We start from the raw sequence: 17,734 nt of genomic DNA on the forward strand, positions 1-17,734 counted from the left end.
TTATACAGACGCATGTAGCAAGCCATACATGCAGAAGCCGTTTAACCCGCGTGCGTGGCTGCGCCACACACCCTACACACGATTTGAGATTTCTTATTTCTGTATCAGTTTTTCTTTGATTTCACTATAATTTATATCAAACAGCCCCCGAACATTCGGGGGCTGTTTGATATTTACCGATTAATCGGCAAATTGTTTTTTCAGACGTTCGCGGCGCTCTTGCGCTTCTACCGACAAGGTGGCGGTGGGGCGCGCCAGCAGGCGCTTGAGGCCGATGGGCTCGCCGGTATCTTGGCAGAAGCCGTAATCGCCCTCGTCAATCTTGCGGATGGAGCCTTGCACTTTGGTGAGCAGCTTGCGCTCGCGATCACGGGTGCGCAGCTCAAGCGCGTATTCTTCTTCTTGCGTGGCGCGGTCGGCCGGATCGGGTGCCGATTCGTGCTCTTGCAGGTGGCCGGTGGTGGCGGAAGCGTTTTCAATCAACTCGTCTTGAAGCTTCACCAGCAAATCTCTAAAAAAGGCCAGTTGGTCGGCATTCATATAATCTTCTTCCGGGCCGTTCCAATTCAGGATGTCTTGTTCCGTCAGCTTTGCCATAATGATTCTTCCACAGTGAATTATTGTCGGATTACCGGCAGATAAGCTGCCGGGCTGCTTATTGTTGATTCTGAACCATATTGTCGTCTTTTCAAGAAGGCCGAATCATAACATGATTTTTTGTTTGTGCGTATTTTTCTGCCGCCCCGCAGGGATTTGGGTTCAGGCGGCATCGCACTTCAGCCGAGCAGCCACAAATTGAGCCGGCTGATCATTTGCGGCAAGATGGCGCTGAGCCAAAACCACAACACCAGCACCAATACGCTGCCGGAAAAATCAAAGCGGCCTATCTTTAAGAAGACAAACGGGCGCGACAAAGGTTCGAAAATCCGATGCAGCACCGGCAATAAAGGCGAATAAGGCTTGCTGAAACTGAGCACCATGCGCAGCAACAAACCCAGCAGCAGCACATAAGCCGCCGCTTTGAAGAGATTTAGCACGGTAAAAAGCAGGTTGGCGGCCATCAGCCGCATGCCGAAGCCGCCGGGCAGCGCCAGCAACAGCACCAACGTGAAGGCCAGATAATAAACCAGCACACAAGCGAGCACGCAGGCCAAATCCCAGCGCCCCAAGGGCGGCGTGGCTTTGCGCAGCGGCCGCACCAGCCAATTGGTGGTTTGTGTGCAAAACTGCGCCAACGGGTGCTCAAACGGCAGCCCCGCCCATTGCAGCAGGCAGCGCGCCAAACACACAATCGCCAACACATCAGCCAGCAACAGAATAATTTTAATCATCATTTCAGACGGCCTTTGCGGTTCGTTTTAAGTGTCAAACTGTTGCGCCATTTGCTGCGAGCGCGCCACACATGCCGCCACGCCGGCGCCGATGGCCTCAGCCACGCCGTGTGTTTTAAAAGTTTCGATGGCTTCGTGCGTGGTGCCGCCTTTGGAGGTGACATTTTGCTGCAACAGGGCGAAATCTTCTCCGCTTTGCGCCGCCAATTCCACTGCGCCTTTAAAGGTGGCCAAGCTGAGGCTGCGGGCGGTAGCTTCATCAAAGCCTTGTGCTTGTGCGGCTTCTTTTAAAGCATTGAGCAGGTAAAACACATAAGCCGGGCCACTGCCGCTGATGCCGGTGATGGCGTGCATTTGCGCTTCATCGCCCAGCCACACGGTGCTGCCGTTGGTGCGCATAATCGCATCTGCGGCTTGCCGGTCGGCTTCATTTGCTCCATCGGCGGCAAACATGCCGGCCACGCCCAAGCCGATGCGCCCGGGCGTGTTGGGCATGATGCGGATAATGCGGCGCGTGCCGCCCAGATAGCGGCTTAAGGTGGCCACGCTCAAGCCAGCGGCCACCGACAACACCAGCGCGCCGTTTGCTTGCACACCGGCCAGCGCCGCCTGCATGTCTTGCGGCTTCACCGCCAGCACCAAAATATCATCGGCGCCCAACGGCGGCAGCTTTTCCGACACCGCCACACCGAATTGCTGCGCCAGCTGCGCCCGTTTTTCCGCTCCGCGGTTGGCCACATGAATCTGCCAGTCGCCCTCAGCAGCCATACCGGCCACAATTGCGGCCGCCATATTGCCGCCGCCGAGAAAATACACAGTCATTTTTTGCCCTATATATAAAGGTTTTGCCAGGCCGTCTGAAAGGCACTTTATGTGTTCAGACGGCCTGATGTTTATAAAAGAAAAATGAAACGCAATTGAATCATTTAACTGCTGTAAAGTGATTTTTACACCAAGGCCGTCTGAACACACAAATGCCTTTCAGACGGCCTCAGCGCTGCGGATAATCGCGTGCGCCGAAAATGGCGCTGCCCACGCGCACATGGGTGGCGCCGCTGGCCACGGCGATGGCCATATCGGCCGACATACCCATCGACAGCACATCCGCCGCCACGCCTTTTGCCTGCAATTGCGCCAACAATTGCTGCATTTGCCCGAATTGCGCGCGCAAAGCCGCTTCGCCGGCGGCGGCTTCAGCCACACACATCAGCCCGCGCACCTGCACGCGCGGCAGCGCGGCCACGGCGCAAGCCAAAGCCACTGCTTCTTCAGGCGCCACGCCGTGTTTGTTCGGCTCGGCGGCAATATTCACTTCGATGCAAACCTGCAAAGGCGGCATATCATCCGGACGCTGATCGCTCAGGCGCTGCGCCGTTTTCAGGCGCTCAATGGTGTGCACCCAATGCGCGCGCTCGGCCACTTGCCGGGTTTTATTGGATTGCACTTGGCCGATAATATGCCACACAATATCGGCGCAGTCGGCCAATTCATCGGCCTTGGCCGCCCATTCCTGAATATAGTTTTCACCGAAATCGCGCTGGCCGGCGGCATACACTGCGCGGATATCGGCGGCGGGAAACGTTTTGCCCACCGCCACCAGCGCCACACTGCCGGCGGGGCGGCCGGCAGCGGCTTCGGCCGCCGCGATGGCGGCTTTAACCTGTTGGTAATTGTGTTGCAAGATATTCATTTCAGCCCTTTCATTGCGGCCGTCTGAAAAAATAATTGATTTTTCGCTTGGTTGGAATGTGTTTACTTATTTAAAATACACAAGTTTTCTATTTTTAACAAAAATTCTATTCTAAAAAACGGAATCACATTATGCAAATTACCGACTTACTCGCATTCGGCGTGAAAAACAAAGCGTCCGACCTCCACCTCAGCGCCGGCCTGCCGCCGATGATACGCGTGCACGGCGACATCCGCCGCATCAACCTGCCCGAAATGAGCAGCGAAGAAGTCGGCCAGATGATTACCTCGGTGATGAACGACCAGCAGCGCAAGCTCTATCAGCAAAACATGGAAACCGACTTTGCTTTCGAGCTGCCCAATGTGGCGCGCTTCCGTGTGAACGCCTTCACCTCCAACCGTGGTCCGGCCGCCGTGTTCCGTACCGTGCCCAGCACCGTACTCACCTTGGAAGACTTAAAAGCCCCGCGCATTTTTCAGAAAATCGCCGACCACCCGCGCGGGCTTGTGCTGGTTACCGGCCCCACCGGCTCGGGCAAATCCACCACACTGGCGGCGATGATCAATTATATCAACGACACCCAGCCTTCCCACATCCTCACCATCGAAGACCCGATTGAATTTGTACACCAAAGCAAAAAAGCCTTGGTCAATCAGCGCGAGCTGCACCAACACACCCACAGCTTTGCCAACGCCTTGCGCTCGGCTTTGCGTGAAGACCCCGATGTGATTCTGATCGGCGAGATGCGCGACCCGGAAACCATCAGCCTGGCGCTCACCGCCGCCGAAACCGGCCACTTGGTGTTCGGCACCTTGCACACCACCGGTGCGGCCAAAACGGTGGACCGGATTGTGGACGTGTTTCCCGCCGGCGAAAAAGAAATGGTGCGCTCCATGCTCTCCGAGAGCTTACGCGCGGTAATTTCGCAAACCCTGCTCAAAACCCGCGACGGCAACGGCCGCGTGGCCGCACATGAAATTCTGATTTCCACCCCGGCCGTGCGCAACCTGATTCGCGAAAACAAAATCGCCCAAATCAACTCCACCCTGCAAACCGGCCAAACCCACGGCATGCAAACGCTCGACCAATCTTTGCAGGCGCTGGTGCGCCAGGGCGTAATCAGCCCCGATGTGGCCCGCAGCAAGGGGCAACACGTTGATTCGACATTTTCATAACGAGAAGCAGAGGCTACAATCATGAGTGAAACCAACCAGCTGCACGCGCTTTTGAGCGACATGGTGGCGGCATATTCCAGCAAAAAAGCGCCCCACATTCCCACGCCGGCCGAAATCGGCGCCCATTTGCACCCGATTCTCGACCATATGTGCGCCGATGCCGAGCAGCGCGGCGCTTCCGATATTTTCATCAGCGCGGGTTTTCCGCCCTCGCTGAAAGTAAACGGCACGCTCACACCCGTGCCGCACAAATCGCTCAGCGTGCAAGACACCGCCGACATCGTCACCTCCACCATGAACGACGAGCAGCTAGAAGAATTCAACAAAAACAAAGATTTAAACTACGCCGTACAATCACGCAGCAACACCCGCTACCGCGTGAACGCCTATCACGACCAAGGACGCGTGGGCTTGGTGTTGCGCCGCATCAACCAAGTGATTCCCACCGTGGAAGAACTGTCGCTGCCGCCGGTGTTGCACGATTTGGCGCTCAGATCGCGCGGCCTCCTGATTTTGGCCGGCCCCACCGGCTCGGGTAAATCCACCTCGATGGCGGCCATGGTCAACCACCGCAACCACAAAATGCCCGGCCACATCGTAACCATCGAAGACCCGATTGAATACATCTACCAGCCGCGCCGCTGCATCGTCACCCAGCGCGAAATCGGTATCGACACCCCCAGCTGGAAGCTGGCCGTGCAAAACGCCATGCGCCAAGCGCCCGATGTGGTGTGTATCGGCGAGGTGCGCAATGAAGACAGCATGGAATACGCACTGCAGCTGGCGCAAGCCGGCCACTTGTGCATCTGCACCCTGCACGCGAGCACCGCCAACCAGGCCATCGAGCGCATCATGAACTTTTATCAGGAAGACCGCCGCCACCAAGTGTTGATGGACGTGGCGCTCAATCTGGTCGGCATCATCGGCCAGCGGCTGGTGGTGAAAAAAGACAAAAAAGGGCGCACCGCCATTATCGACCTGCTGATCAATAACGCCGCTGTGCAAGATTTGATTTTCAAAGGCGAATTGATGGGCATCAAAGACATCATGCTGCGCTCGGGCACAGAAGGCATGCAAACCTTCGACCAAAACCTGTTTGAGCTTTATGTGGCCGGCCAGGTGGATTACGACGAAGCCCTGCGCCAAGCCGATTCGGCCAACGACTTGCGCCTGCGCATCCAGCTTTACGAAGAAGGCGGCGAACCCGAACGCTTGTTTGACCGCATCAGCGATTTGAATTTAATGTCTTAAACGCACAGCCGCACCCATCATCAAGGCCGTCTGAAACATTTTCAGACGGCCTTTTTATGCATGCGGTTATGCACGGTTTTATCGTTTTATAGTGGAATGTATAAAAGTGGAATGTATAAAAAAGTGACACGGCGGGTAGGTTGGGTTGCAAACCCAACCTACCCACAGGCCGTCTGAAACCTTGGGTTTACCAACCCAAGCTACGCTGTTGCAGCATGCAGTTTCGTGTCACTTTTTCTTGCATTTCACTATAGATTATTTTGAGATTGGCAATCACTCCACCGGCATACGTTTGCTGCGCTGCTGATGCCAAATACCAAACAAATACACCGCCACACCCAACCACACCCAGCCGTAGCCGATAAAACGCGACACATCAAAAGCCTCGCCGAATAAAAACAGCCCCAGCAAAAATTGAATAGTGGGCGACACATATTGAATAATGCCCAAATCGCTCATTGAAATGCGCCGTGCACCGGCGGCAAACAGCAGCAGCGGCACGGTGGTGACAATGCCCGAGCCGATCAGCGTGGCAAGCAGCAGCGGCGGCAGGCTGACAAACACAAGCTGCCCCTGTTGCGCCAGCCAGCCCAGATAAGCCAAAGCAAAAGGCAGCAGCAACAAGGTTTCCAGCGCCAGCCCCGGCAGCGCATCAAGCGGTGCGGTTTTGCGCAGCAGGCCGTAGAGGCCGAACGTGAGTGTGAGCAGCAGCGCCACCCACGGCACTTGGCCGGCCGGCAGCGCCAACCAAAAAATGCCGATGGCGGCCAGCACAATTGCCGCCAACTGAATGCGGTTGAAATGCTCGTTGAAAAAAAGCCGCCCCAACAACATGCTGAACAAAGGCGAAATAAAATAGCCCAAGCTCGCCTCAAGTACATGATTATTACCAATAGCCCACAAGAAAATCAGCCAGTTCAAGCCGATGGCAGTGGCGGAGCAAGTGAACACCAGCAAGATTTTGGGGCGGCGCAGCGCATCGAGCAGCACATGGGTTTGCTTGAACACCGCCACCAACACCACGGAAAACAGCGCCGACCACACAATGCGTTGCGCCAAAAGCTGGCCGGCATCGATGCCGCTGTGGGTGAGCGGATACCAATAAAGCGGAAAAAGGCCCCAAAGCAAATAGCAGCAAAGGGCATAGAGCAAGCCTTTTTGATTTTCAGTCAGGCCGTCTGAAGAGCGGGCAGGTGTCATGGCAGGCCGAGTTGGGAAAAGCGCCATCATAGGCCGCCGCTGCCGGCTTGTATAGTAGCGGACGCCGGGTGCAGGCTAATCGCGGGCATGATTCGAAATGAAGTTTTCATACCAAACCTAAAAACAATACCCATTCAAAAAAGTAAGCTAACAAGGCGGCGAGCCTGCGACAGTACAGATATAGTGGAATGTAAGAAAAAGTGATACAAAACTGCGCACTATAACAGGTAGGTTGGGTTGCCAAACCCAACGTTTCAGACGGCCTGTGGGCTTGTTGGGTTTTCAACCCAACCTACCCGTTGTGTCACTTTTTCCTGCATTCCACTATAGTACGGCAAGGCGAGCCAACGAAGTTAGGTTATTCTTTTGGATTGGTATAAAAGATTTTCAGACGGCCTTTGCATGCATGCGCTTGCGCCGCATCATATTGGGCACAAATGGCCGTTGCCGCCATTTTTCAGACGGCCTCCCGCCCTTTCCCGTGCGGCAGATTTTGCGCCAGCCATGCGCCGAGCTTGAGAAAATCAGCTTTGAGCAAGGGGCGCATTTTGCCGTTGTGCATGGCGGCGGCGGGGTGATAGAGGGGAAACAGAGTGAAATCGAGGCCGTGTGCCTGCAGGCGGAAATCTTGCCCGTGCACTTGGCTGATTTTCATCAACGGCAGAAATTCGTTGAGGCCAATGCGGCCGAGCGTGACCACGATGCGCGGGCGCACGGCTTGCAATTCGGCTTGCAGCAGCTCGCGGCAGGCGGCGATTTCCTGCCGGTTGGGGTCGCGCCCTTGGGGGCGGAATTTCACCACATTGGTCAGGTAGATTTCATCGCGCGGCAGCGCTATCGAAGCGAGCAACTCATCGAAAAAGCGCCCGCTCACGCCCGAAAAAGGCTCGCCGGCTTCGATTTCGCGCTTGCCCGGTGCATCGGCCACAAACACAATATCGGCCGCCGTGTTGCCCCAGCCGGGTGCCACAGCGCAGTTAAAATACGCGCTTAATTGTTGCAGCAAGGCGTTTATTCGGGCAGACATGGTTTCAGACGGCCTTATCCGATGCGTTTGAAAGGTGGCAGGCAGGCGAGCAGCTGCTTGCCGTAGCGCTGGGTTTTCACGCGGTTGTCGAGTATGGTCACGCGGCCGTAATCACTTTCGGTGCGGATCAGCCGCCCCACCGCCTGCACCAGCTTGAGGCTGGCTTCGGGCACGGTGATTTCGATAAAAGGGTTGCCGCCGCGCTGCTCGATCCAGCGGTTTTGCGTTTTTTCGATAGGGTTGTCGGGCATGGAAAACGGCAGCTTGGCGATGATTACCTGCACGCAGGCCGCACCGGGCAAATCCAGCCCTTCGGCAAAGCTGTCGAGCCCGAAAATAATGCTGGCGCGCCCGTCGGCAATGGCATCGTGGTGTTTTTGCAGCAGCACGGCTTTGGGCACTTCGCCCTGCACCAGCAAAAGCGGCAGATAATCGGCGGCTAAGCGCAGCGCCACATCCTGCATCTGCTTGCGCGAGCTGAACAACACCAGCGTGCCGATGGCCTCTTCGGCGGAAACCAGGCGCGGCAGCCATTCCACAATAGCATCGGTGTGGGCGGCCGCATCTTTCGGGCTGGCGGCCAAGGGCGGAATATAAAGCTCGCCCTGAGCATCAAAATCAAACGGGCTGGGCAAGGCCAGCGTGGTGGTGGCCGGCAGCCACACCAGCCCGGTTTGGCGCAGCAGCAAATCGAAGCTGCCCAACGATTGCAAAGTGGCCGAGGTGAGCACGGCGCCGGCGGCGCGCCGCCACAAACCGTTGGCCAAGTGGCTGGCGCTGCTGATGGGGCTGGCGTTGAAAAAATAATCGTTTTTATCGCTGATGCGGCGCGTAATCCACTTGGCCAGCGGCGCTTCGCCCTCGGGTGGCACGGTGGACAATAAATCCCACACGGCGCTGATTTGCTCGGCGCGGGCGATAAACATGCCGAATTCACCGCTCAAGCGGTCGATCAAGGCGCTGTCTTGGTCTTTGTCGCGGCGAGTGGCGGCGAGCGCATCGTTGAGGGTGTAGAGCTGTTTGAGCAGGCTGCGGGCGGCCACGGCGGTGTTGGACACCAATAATTCGAGCGATTCGGGGATTTTACCGTCTTGCCACAGCCACACCGATTCGCTGCCCTCCGAAGGCGCCAGCGCCGGCTCGTCGGCCAGCTGAAACGACCATTCGTTGAGGCTTTCCAGCAAAGAAGCAGCGGCCTCGTCGGCCAGATTGGCCGCTTCGGCTTTATCGGCCACGGCGGCGATTTTGTCGCTGATGGCGGGCAGCTTTTCCAGCGTCCACACGGCCTGGTTCCACGAATGCTCGGCGGCAAACTGGCTCAAGGCTTTTTTGGGCAGATGGTGCGCTTCGTCGATGCAATAAAAGCTGTTTTCAGGCGCAGGCAGAATCACGCCGCCGCCCATGCCGATGTCGGCGAGCAGCAAATCGTGGTTGGCCACCACCACATCCACGCTCTCCAGCGTGTCGCGCGCCAGATAAAACGGGCATTCCGGCCGGTTGGGGCAGGCCGCTTTCAGGCAGCCGTGGCGGTCGTTGGTGATTTTAAACCACACCGCATCGTCGATTTTCTGCGGCCAAGTATCGCGATCGCCGTTGAAGCGGCGCGCGGCAAACTCATCGGCCAAATCGCGCAGCATTTGCAGCTCTTCCGGACGGGGCTTGCTCTCCCACAGCACCGTGGGCGCTTCTATGCCGAGTAAGTTTTGCTGGGCGTTGCTCTGGGTGAGCTGATAGAGCTTATAGGGGCACAGATAGCGGCCGCGCCCTTTGGCCAGCGCAAACGTCATTTCCAGCCCCGAATGCGCCACCAAAAAAGGCAAATCCCGGTGCACCAATTGCTCTTGCAAAGCCACGGTGGCGCTCGACACAACCAGCCGCTTGCCCCGCGTTTGCGCCATAATTCCGCCTGCCAGCAAATAGGCCAGGCTTTTGCCCACGCCGGTGGGGCCTTCGATCACAGCAATGCTCTCACCCTCGCGCTTGGGCGCTTCTTCGCCCTCGACGCGGCTTTGGCTGCGCGAAAAAGCGTTGGCAATCGCCGCAATCATTTCGCGCTGGGCGGCGCGCGGCCGAAAGCCAGGCAGGCTTTTGCCGATGTTTTGATAATGGTCGCGGATAGCGTTTTTTTCGAGGTCGGTGAGCATGAGAATCGGTTTGAGGCCGTATCAAAACGGCATGAGAAAACAAGCGGCTATTTTAGCATTTTATCAACAAGGCCGTCTGAAAAATGCCCGCAAACTTCGCCGTATCAATAAAAATACAAAAAGGCCGTCTGAAAACCTTTCAGACGGCCTTTGCCATTACAAATCGGTAAAACTTATTCCACCGTTACCGATTTGGCCAGGTTGCGCGGTTTGTCCACATCGGTGCCGCGTGCCAAAGCGGCGTGGTAAGACAAAAGCTGCACGGGAATGGTGTGCACGATGGGAGAGAGCACGCCGGCGTGGCGCGGGGTGCGGATCACATGCACGCCTTCGCTTTCGTGGAAATTGCTATCCAAATCGGTAAACACAAACAATTCGCCGCCGCGTGCGCCCACTTCCTGCATATTGGCTTTCACTTTGTCCAGCAAGCTGTCGTTGGGTGCAATCACCACCACCGGCATGTTTTCATCCACCAACGCCAAGGGGCCGTGTTTGAGCTCGCCGGCGGGATAGGCTTCGGCATGAATATAGGTGATTTCTTTCAGCTTCAGCGCGCCTTCGAGTGCAATCGGATAGTGAATGCCGCGGCCGAGGAAAAGGGCGCTGGCTTTCTTGGCGAATTTTTGCGCCCACGCGGCGATTTGCGGCTCGAGATTCATCACATGCTGGATGCTGCCGGGCAGCTGGCGCAATTCTTCGGTGTAGGCACGCGCCTGCTCTTCGCCGACATGGCCGCGCATTTTGCCCAAGGTAACGGCCAAGCCGAACAACACCACCAATTGGGTGGTGAAGGCTTTGGTGGAAGCCACGCCGATTTCTGCGCCGGCGCGGGTGTAGAGCACCAATTCGCTCTCGCGCGGCAGCGCCGATTCCAGCACGTTGCAAATGGAAAGGCTGTGGGTTTGGCCGAGCGATTGGGCGTATTTCAGCGCTTCCATGGTGTCGAGCGTTTCGCCGGATTGGGAAATGGTAATCACCAATTGTTTGGGGTTGGCAATCACATCGCGGTATCGGTATTCGCTGGCGATTTCCACATCGGTGGGGATTTTGGCGATGCTCTCGAGCCAGTATTTGCCGGTGAGGGCGGAATAATAAGAAGTGCCGCAGGCGAGGATTTTGATGCTGTCGATGCCGGCAAACACTTCGCGCGCGGTTGTGCCGAAATTTTCAGGCTCAAAGCCGCCGTCGAGAAATACTTCGGCGGTGTCGGCAATGGCACGCGGCTGCTCGTGGATTTCTTTTTGCATAAAGTGGCTGTAGGGGCCAAGCTCCAGCGAGGCGAGCGATAATTCAGACACTTTCACTTTGCGCTCGGCGGCCTGCCCGTTTTTGTCGAGCAGCTTTTCAATGCCATTTGCATTCAAAAGGGCAATGTCGCCGTCTTCGAGATAGGCGATGTTGCGGGTGAAGGCAATCACGGCCGACACATCGGATGCGATAAAGGTTTCTTCGTCGCCGAAAGCCACCAGCAGCGGGCAGCCCATGCGCGCCACCACCATTTCTTTGTGGTTGTCGTCGGCAATCACGCCGATGGCATATGCACCGTGAAAACGGGTGCAGGCGGCTTCTACGGCGGCGAAAAGATCGTGGCCGTTGCGCTCATATTCGTGTTTGACGCTGTGGGCAATCACTTCGGTGTCGGTTTGTGATTCAAAGGTGTAGCCCAAGCTTTGCAGGCGGGCGCGCTCTTCTTCGAAGTTTTCGATAATGCCGTTGTGCACCACGGCAATCAGGCCGCCGGAAATATGCGGGTGGGCATTGGGCTCGGTTACGCCGCCATGGGTGGCCCAGCGGGTGTGGCCGATGCCGATGTGGCCGTGCACGCCTTTTTCGCGGGCGGCGTTTTCCATCAGCTGCACGCGGCCGACACGGCGCACGCGGGTGATTTTGTTGCCGGTTTGCACGGCGATGCCGGATGAATCATAGCCTCGGTATTCCAAGCGTTTGAGGCCGTCGGTGAGAAAATCCACAACATTGTGGTGGGCGCGAATGGCGCCTACGATACCGCACATAAAAGTTCCTTAGTATCAAAGTTTTAAAAAAATGCTTGTTTGGCCGACTCTCGGACAAACAGGCGGGAAAAGCTTTCAGACAGCCTTACTGTTTTGAATCAGGCCGTCTGAAAGCAATTTTTATTTTTTGGCCGGCTTTTCCGGGCGCACCCAGCCTTCAATCACGGTTTGGCGTGCACGGGCAAGCGCGAGCTGGTTGTCGGGGCAATTTTTGGTAATCGCGCTGCCCGCGCCGGTGGTGGCGCGGCTGCCGATGGTAACGGGTGCCACCAGCACCGAGTTGGAGCCGATGCGCACTTCATCGCCAATCACGGTTTTGTGTTTGTTTACGCCATCGTAGTTGGCGGTGATGGTGCCGGCGCCGATATTGGTTTTGCTGCCGATTTCGGCATCGCCTAAATAGGTGAGGTGGTTGGCTTTGCTGCCTTTGCCGATGGTGGTGTTTTTCACTTCCACAAAATTGCCGATATGCACTTCATCGGCCAATTTGGCATTCGGGCGCAGGCGGGCATAGGGGCCGATATGGGCGCGTGCGCCGATTTCGCAATCTTCCAAATGCGAAAACGCTTCGATTTTGCTGCCTTCGCCGATTTTGGCGTTGCGAATCACGCAGTTGGGGCCGATTTCCACATCGGCGCCCAGCACCACATCGCCTTCAAACACACAGTTCACATCAATCACCACATCTTGGCCGTGTTTCAGACGGCCTCTCAAATCAAAACGGGCAGGATCGCGCAGGGTGACGCCGGCTTTCAATAATTCATCTGCCTGATCGCGCTGGAAAATGCGTTCCAATTCAGCCAGCTGCACTTTATTGTTTACGCCGGCGGCCAAATGGCTGGCGCGCACCTGCACCGGATGCACTTTGATGCCATCTGCATTGGCCAGCGCAATCAAGTCGGTGAGGTAATATTCGCCCTGCGCATTGTTGCTCTGCAAGGCATTCAGCCAGCCCTCGAGCTTGGCATTGGGCAGCACCAAAATGCCGGTGTTGATTTCCTGCACCGCTTTTTGGGCGGCATCGGCGTCTTTTTCTTCCACAATCGCCACCACATTGCCACCCTCGCGGATGATGCGGCCGTAGCCGGTGGGGTTTTCCAGCACATCGGTGAGCAGGCCCACTTCTTCGCCGGCGGCGTCGAGCAGGGTTTGCAGGGTGGGCGCGTCAATCAGCGGCACATCGCCGTAGAGCACGAGCGTGCGGCCTTCTGCGGGCAGGTGCGGCAGCGCCACTTTCACGGCATGCCCGGTGCCCAGCTGCTCGGTTTGTTCCACCCAAGCCACATTGCGCGCCACGCGCTCGCGCACTTTTTCTTTGCCGTGGCCTATCACCACAACGGTGCTTTGGGGCTCTAGCTGCTGCGCGGTGTCGATTACGCGCGCCACCATGGGCTCGCCGCCGATTTCGTGCAACACTTTGGGCAGCTTGGAATACATGCGCGTGCCTTTGCCGGCCGCGAGAATCACGATATGCAGGGAATGTGGGCTCATGGATAAAATCTTTTCGCTGAAATCAATCATATGGGCGGGCAGGCCGTCTGAAAGCTTTCAGACGGCCTGCCTTGCGGAAGGTTTATTGAATGTGTGGTGTGGTGTTATTGCGCCGAACTTTGCGGCTCGTCCCAATTGGCGCCGCGCACTTCGGCCGGCTCGCTCATGCCCGGCTTGACTGCGTGCGGCTCGGGGCGGTATTGGTTGTATTGCATATTGCGTGAATAAGAGCCGTCTTCGTAATACACGCGGGTGCCTTTTTCGTATTTCTGGCGCAGGCCGGTGTGGCCGTCGTTTTTTTGATAGGTTTCCCAAGAACAGCCGAAAAGGGCGGTGCCGGCAAGCAGCAGGGCGAGGTAGCGCATGATGTTTCCTTATTGATTGGTCATAATTTCCGGATGTCGGCCTATTGTAATCAAATCATCACCCGCTTCATAGTATGATTTTTGCCAATCTTCCGCAGCCCATGCACACAGGGCGGCCATATCGGCGGCGGCAAAATCCACAAAAGGCAAATCATGCGTTTGCTGCCCATACCACACGGTGCGCATGCCCAAGGCTTTGGCGGCATGCAGGTTGGCGGCACTATCATCTATCATAATGCATTGTTCGGGCGGCACATTAAGTATACGACAAACGGTTAAATAGGCTTTTTCAGCGGGCTTGTAGGTGAAATCGAAATCATCGGTGCCCAAGAGGGCTTCGAAATGGTGTGCAATGCCCATCGCCTGCACCAGCGCGCGCACATAAAACGACGGGCCGTTGGAAAACACAGCTTTACGACCTTTCAGACGGCCTAAAGTTTCCGCTGCACCCGCCATCGGCACCAAAACGGCCAGCAATTCGGGCAAGGGGTGGCTTTGCTGCAAAAAATGCGGCACGCTGATTTCGGGATGGTGCTGCTGCAAGCCCGCCAACGTGGCGCCGTAGCGGTGCCAATAATCTTCGCGCAGCCGGCCGGCGGCTTCGGGCGTGAGTGCGAGCTGTTGCGCCAGATAGGCGGTCATGTGTTGGTTGATCAGCCGGAAAATGCCGGCATCGGCATGGTGCAGCGTGTTGTCGAGGTCGAAAAGCCAAACGGGGTGGGAAATCATCATCAGCGCCGGAATAGGGAGTGCTCAAAAAAAACAAACCGGCAACGATGCGCATGCACGGTTTTTTGGATGGGTATTATTTTTTTGAATGGGTATGATTTGCGGGGTGCGCTTGGTATGATAACGCGAATATCAATAAAATACAGGGTAATGTCTGATGAAACAGGGCTTTTTTTCCGGCCTCGCCGTGCTGCTGCTGAGCCTGACGGCACAGGCACAAACCGAAGTTCGGCTGGCGGTGCACAAATCGTTCAGCCTGCCGCTGGACGTGTTGGCGCAATTTGAGCGCAAGCACGATGCCAAAGTGTCGGTGATTAAAGTGGGCAGCAGCAACGAAATGCTCAACAAGCTGATTTTGAGCCGCGCCCAGCCGATTGCCGACGCGGTTTACGGGCTCGATAATGCCAATATCGGCAAAGCCGACCAAAGCGGCATTCTGGCGGCGCGCCAGCCGCATTCGCTGCCGGCCGATGCCGGGCTGGCCGGGGCGCTGGCGGTGAATTATGCTTATGTGAACATCAATTACGATAAAAACTGGTTTGCACAACGCAAGCTGCCGCTGCCGCAATCGCTGCAAGATTTGGCCAAACCGGCCTATAAAGATTTGCTGGTGGTGCCCAACCCGGGCACATCCGGCCCCGGGCTGGCTTTTTTGCTGGCCAATATCGGCGCGATGGGCGAAGAGAACGCGTTTGAATGGTGGGCCGCCATGCGCCGCAACGGCGTGAAAACCACCAACAGCTGGAGCGATGCCTATTACACCGCGTTCACGCTTTATGGCGGCGAGCGCCCGCTGGTGGTGAGCTATGCCACAAGCCCGGCCGCCGAAGTGTTTTTCAGCAAGGGCAAATACACAACGCCACCCAGCGGCAATCTTTTTCTGAAAGGCGGCGTGTTCCGTCAAGTGGAAGGCGCGGCGGTGCTGAGCGGAGCGCGCGAGCCTGATTTGGCGCTGCAATTGGTGCGCTTTTTGCAAAGCCCCGAAGTGCAGCGCGCACTGCCGGCGGAAATGTGGGTGTATCCTGCGGTGAAAAACACGCCGCAGCCCAAAGTGTTTGCCCTCGCCCAAGCGCCCGCCGAGAGCGACACCCCCGGCCAAAGCGCAATCGCCCTGCAACAAAAGCATTGGGTGAGCCGCTGGATTCAAACCGTGTTGAAATAATGTTCAGACGGCCTCTCAGGGCATCCTGACAATTCGTTTATGAGGGGGATTTTGTTCCTGCAAATGCAGATGCAAGGCAAAAAACGCAGCAAGGTTGGACACCTTGCGAGGCTTTTTAACACAGCAGATGCGTTTTCAGGAACAAAATACACCCGTAAATCGAAATGTCAGGACGCCCTAATCTTCACATGCCGTCTGAAATGCCATTAACGCCACAACCCAAGGAGCTTATTATGCGCATCACCACCCGCACCCTCAGCTACACCACCGCCGACGGCCTCACCCTGCAAAGTTATTTGTGCCTGCCTGAAGAGGCGCCAAACGAGCTTTCCGGCGTGTTGGTAGCCCCCGAATGGTGGGGCTTGAGCGACCACGCCAAACACGCGGCCGAGCGCTTGGCCGAAGCCGGCTATGCCGCGCTGGCGATGGATTTATACGGCGAAGCCCGCCTCACCGATGAAGCGGCGCAAGCCAACGAATGGATGATGGAAGCGCTCTCCGACTCGGCCGTGCTCACCGAGCGCACCCATCTGGCGCAGCAGGCCTTGGCTTCGGTGCAGCAAATCAGCCCGCTGAGCACCGCCGCCATCGGCTTTTGCTTCGGCGGCAAAGTGGTGCTCGATATGGCACGGCGCGGCGCCGATTTAAAAGCCGTGGTGAGCTTTCACGGCAACCTCAGCCCGGCCGTGCCCGCACTGGAAGGCGTGGTGAAAGCCGAGCTTTTAGTTGAACACGCCGGGCAGGACAGCATGGTGAGCATGGCCGATTTGGCTGCGTTTGAGCAGGAAATGAATGCCGCCAAAGTGCGCTACCATGTGGATATTTTCGACGCCAAACACGGCTTCACCAACCCGCAAGCCACCCACAACGGCGAGAAAAACGGCGTGGATCTTGCCTACAACGAAGAAGCCGCCGCCCAAAGCTGGCAGAATATGCTCAATTTGCTGGAGCGTGTTTTGTAAGCGTTTAGCTTTTTGATAACGCAACCGCATCAAAACAAGGCCGTCTGAAACGTTTCAGACGGCCTTTATCCATCACAAACCAAGATAATCTTCCGCCTTGAATCCGCCAAGCTTGCCGTGAAAGAAAAGGGTTATAATAAACACTTTGCCTTTTTGCTTTCAGACGGCCTCAAAAACCGGCAGGCCGTCTGAAACTTTTCTTTTCAAGGATAGCTATGCCCGCCCTTCATATTCAAGACGCCGTGAAAACTTATGCCAACGGCTTCACCGCTTTGCGCGGCGTGAGCTTCGATGTGGCCGAGGGCGAATTTTTCGCGCTTTTGGGCCCCAACGGTGCCGGCAAAACCACGCTGATTTCCGCCATGGCGGGCTTGAGCCGACTCACTTCCGGCCGTATCCGCGTGATGGGGCACGATGTAGAGGCCGATGCTTATGCCGCACGAATGAGTTTGGGCGTGGTGCCGCAAGAATTGGTGTTTGACCCTTTTTTCAGCGTGCGCGAAGCTTTGCAGTTTCAATCGGGCTATTTCGGCCTGAAAAATAATGATGATTGGATAGATGAAATCATCACCAATCTTGGCCTAGCCGATAAGGCCGACACCAACACCCGCAACCTTTCCGGCGGCATGAAGCGGCGCGTGATGGTGGCGCAGGCGCTGGTGCACCGCCCGCCGGTGATTGTGCTCGACGAGCCCACCGCCGGAGTGGATGTGGAGCTGCGCCAAAGCCTGTGGGCATTTATCCAAAACCTCAACCGCCAAGGCCACACCATCATTCTCACCACCCATTATCTGGAAGAAGCGCAAAGCCTGTGCGACCGCATTGCCATGATGAAACAGGGCGTGCTGGTGGCGCTCGATTCCACCGAACACCTTTTGCACGCCGAAAAAGGCCTGCGCGTGGAATTGCTGCTCGAGGGTGCGCTGCCCGACAATCTGCGCGCCTGGCAGCAGCCCTCAAACGACGACACCGTGTTGCTCAAGCTCGACGACTACGAGCAGCTCGCTTTTGTGCTGCAAACGCTGAAATATGCCGGCGTGAAAGTAAAACACATGCAGCTGCCGGAAACCGATTTGGAAGACGTGTTTGTGAAAATCATGCGCAAATAAGGCCGTCTGAAACATCAAACACGCCCTGAAACCGTTAAATCATCTGATGCCCGTCTGAAAATAAAACGGCGATGCGGGCAAACGCA

The 17,734-nt window shown here is 56.6% G+C and carries 16 protein-coding genes; 5 read left to right on the plus strand and 11 right to left on the minus strand.

Annotated features, from left to right (window positions below; all coding sequences use genetic code 11):
* Window positions 1-180: 180 nt before the first annotated feature.
* The 4 genes from dksA to LVJ78_RS12265 form a co-directional block, all read right to left on the minus strand.
* A complete protein-coding gene (gene dksA / locus LVJ78_RS12250) occupies window positions 181-597 on the minus strand; it encodes an RNA polymerase-binding protein DksA (protein WP_132952546.1) in 417 nt (138 codons plus the stop codon).
* Window positions 598-776: 179 nt separating this feature from the next.
* Window positions 777-1,334: a YggT family protein gene (locus LVJ78_RS12255; RefSeq protein ID WP_132952548.1), complete on the minus strand. Its 558-nt coding sequence runs from the start codon at window positions 1,332-1,334 to the stop codon at window positions 777-779.
* Between the two features lie 24 nt (window positions 1,335-1,358).
* Window positions 1,359-2,153, minus strand: a complete 795-nt coding sequence (gene proC / locus LVJ78_RS12260; RefSeq protein ID WP_132952550.1) for a pyrroline-5-carboxylate reductase — start codon at window positions 2,151-2,153, stop codon at window positions 1,359-1,361.
* Between the two features lie 169 nt (window positions 2,154-2,322).
* A complete protein-coding gene (locus LVJ78_RS12265) occupies window positions 2,323-3,021 on the minus strand; it encodes a YggS family pyridoxal phosphate-dependent enzyme (RefSeq protein WP_132952552.1) in 699 nt (232 codons plus the stop codon).
* 131 nt (window positions 3,022-3,152) lie between these two features.
* On the opposite strand from LVJ78_RS12265, the gene LVJ78_RS12270 reads away from it, so the two are divergent.
* Together LVJ78_RS12270 and LVJ78_RS12275 are read left to right on the plus strand one after the other, a co-directional pair.
* Window positions 3,153-4,196, plus strand: a complete 1,044-nt coding sequence (locus LVJ78_RS12270; RefSeq protein WP_132952554.1) for a type IV pilus twitching motility protein PilT — start codon at window positions 3,153-3,155, stop codon at window positions 4,194-4,196.
* Between the two features lie 21 nt (window positions 4,197-4,217).
* The gene (locus LVJ78_RS12275) at window positions 4,218-5,447 is read left to right on the plus strand and encodes a PilT/PilU family type 4a pilus ATPase (protein ID WP_132952556.1); all 1,230 of its coding nucleotides are present in this window, start codon (window positions 4,218-4,220) and stop codon (window positions 5,445-5,447) included.
* A gap of 273 nt (window positions 5,448-5,720) precedes the next feature.
* Here LVJ78_RS12275 and rarD read toward each other — a convergent pair whose 3' ends face one another.
* The 7 genes from rarD to LVJ78_RS12310 form a co-directional block, all read right to left on the minus strand.
* On the minus strand, window positions 5,721-6,647 hold the full coding sequence (gene rarD, locus LVJ78_RS12280) for an EamA family transporter RarD (protein WP_207894263.1): 927 nt from the start codon (window positions 6,645-6,647) through the stop codon (window positions 5,721-5,723).
* A gap of 457 nt (window positions 6,648-7,104) precedes the next feature.
* The gene (locus tag LVJ78_RS12285; RefSeq protein ID WP_132952560.1) at window positions 7,105-7,674 is read right to left on the minus strand and encodes a uracil-DNA glycosylase; all 570 of its coding nucleotides are present in this window, start codon (window positions 7,672-7,674) and stop codon (window positions 7,105-7,107) included.
* Between the two features lie 14 nt (window positions 7,675-7,688).
* Window positions 7,689-9,818: an ATP-dependent DNA helicase DinG gene (gene dinG / locus LVJ78_RS12290; RefSeq protein ID WP_132952562.1), complete on the minus strand. Its 2,130-nt coding sequence runs from the start codon at window positions 9,816-9,818 to the stop codon at window positions 7,689-7,691.
* 173 nt (window positions 9,819-9,991) lie between these two features.
* Window positions 9,992-11,830, minus strand: coding sequence for a glutamine--fructose-6-phosphate transaminase (isomerizing) (gene glmS, locus LVJ78_RS12295; protein ID WP_132952564.1), 1,839 nt, complete (start codon window positions 11,828-11,830; stop codon window positions 9,992-9,994).
* Window positions 11,831-11,950: 120 nt separating this feature from the next.
* Entirely contained in the window at window positions 11,951-13,321 is a 1,371-nt protein-coding gene (gene glmU / locus LVJ78_RS12300; protein WP_132952566.1) for a bifunctional UDP-N-acetylglucosamine diphosphorylase/glucosamine-1-phosphate N-acetyltransferase GlmU, read from the minus strand.
* Between the two features lie 104 nt (window positions 13,322-13,425).
* Entirely contained in the window at window positions 13,426-13,686 is a 261-nt protein-coding gene (locus LVJ78_RS12305; protein ID WP_132952568.1) for a spore cortex protein, read from the minus strand.
* Window positions 13,687-13,695: 9 nt separating this feature from the next.
* Window positions 13,696-14,418 carry a pyrimidine 5'-nucleotidase gene (locus tag LVJ78_RS12310; RefSeq protein ID WP_424580104.1) on the minus strand — a complete coding sequence of 241 codons (723 nt, stop codon included), beginning with the start codon at window positions 14,416-14,418 and terminating at the stop codon, window positions 13,696-13,698.
* Window positions 14,419-14,572: 154 nt separating this feature from the next.
* Between LVJ78_RS12310 and LVJ78_RS12315 the strand changes: the two genes are divergently transcribed.
* From LVJ78_RS12315 to LVJ78_RS12325, 3 genes are all read left to right on the plus strand, one after another.
* A complete protein-coding gene (locus LVJ78_RS12315) occupies window positions 14,573-15,577 on the plus strand; it encodes a thiamine ABC transporter substrate-binding protein (protein WP_132952570.1) in 1,005 nt (334 codons plus the stop codon).
* Window positions 15,578-15,810: 233 nt separating this feature from the next.
* Window positions 15,811-16,539, plus strand: coding sequence for a dienelactone hydrolase family protein (locus LVJ78_RS12320; RefSeq protein ID WP_132952572.1), 729 nt, complete (start codon window positions 15,811-15,813; stop codon window positions 16,537-16,539).
* 215 nt (window positions 16,540-16,754) lie between these two features.
* Window positions 16,755-17,648, plus strand: a complete 894-nt coding sequence (locus LVJ78_RS12325) for an ABC transporter ATP-binding protein (protein ID WP_132952574.1) — start codon at window positions 16,755-16,757, stop codon at window positions 17,646-17,648.
* Window positions 17,649-17,734: the final 86 nt, after the last annotated feature.

The organism is Uruburuella suis (genome assembly GCF_022870845.1).
Classification (GTDB): domain Bacteria; phylum Pseudomonadota; class Gammaproteobacteria; order Burkholderiales; family Neisseriaceae; genus Neisseria; species Neisseria suis.

Bases quoted from the DNA above. Each gene is read 5' to 3' on its own strand.
- dksA (WP_132952546.1), bottom strand. From the start codon at position 597: ATGGCAAAGCTGACGGAACAAGACATCCTGAATTGGAACGGCCCGGAA.
- LVJ78_RS12255 (WP_132952548.1), bottom strand. From the start codon at position 1,334: ATGATGATTAAAATTATTCTGTTGCTGGCTGATGTGTTGGCGATTGTG.
- proC (WP_132952550.1), bottom strand. From the start codon at position 2,153: ATGACTGTGTATTTTCTCGGCGGCGGCAATATGGCGGCCGCAATTGTG.
- LVJ78_RS12265 (WP_132952552.1), bottom strand. From the start codon at position 3,021: ATGAATATCTTGCAACACAATTACCAACAGGTTAAAGCCGCCATCGCG.
- LVJ78_RS12270 (WP_132952554.1), top strand. From the start codon at position 3,153: ATGCAAATTACCGACTTACTCGCATTCGGCGTGAAAAACAAAGCGTCC.
- LVJ78_RS12275 (WP_132952556.1), top strand. From the start codon at position 4,218: ATGAGTGAAACCAACCAGCTGCACGCGCTTTTGAGCGACATGGTGGCG.
- rarD (WP_207894263.1), bottom strand. From the start codon at position 6,647: ATGACACCTGCCCGCTCTTCAGACGGCCTGACTGAAAATCAAAAAGGC.
- LVJ78_RS12285 (WP_132952560.1), bottom strand. From the start codon at position 7,674: ATGTCTGCCCGAATAAACGCCTTGCTGCAACAATTAAGCGCGTATTTT.
- dinG (WP_132952562.1), bottom strand. From the start codon at position 9,818: ATGCTCACCGACCTCGAAAAAAACGCTATCCGCGACCATTATCAAAAC.
- glmS (WP_132952564.1), bottom strand. From the start codon at position 11,830: ATGTGCGGTATCGTAGGCGCCATTCGCGCCCACCACAATGTTGTGGAT.
- glmU (WP_132952566.1), bottom strand. From the start codon at position 13,321: ATGAGCCCACATTCCCTGCATATCGTGATTCTCGCGGCCGGCAAAGGC.
- LVJ78_RS12305 (WP_132952568.1), bottom strand. From the start codon at position 13,686: ATGCGCTACCTCGCCCTGCTGCTTGCCGGCACCGCCCTTTTCGGCTGT.
- LVJ78_RS12310 (WP_424580104.1), bottom strand. From the start codon at position 14,418: ATGATGATTTCCCACCCCGTTTGGCTTTTCGACCTCGACAACACGCTG.
- LVJ78_RS12315 (WP_132952570.1), top strand. From the start codon at position 14,573: ATGAAACAGGGCTTTTTTTCCGGCCTCGCCGTGCTGCTGCTGAGCCTG.
- LVJ78_RS12320 (WP_132952572.1), top strand. From the start codon at position 15,811: ATGCGCATCACCACCCGCACCCTCAGCTACACCACCGCCGACGGCCTC.
- LVJ78_RS12325 (WP_132952574.1), top strand. From the start codon at position 16,755: ATGCCCGCCCTTCATATTCAAGACGCCGTGAAAACTTATGCCAACGGC.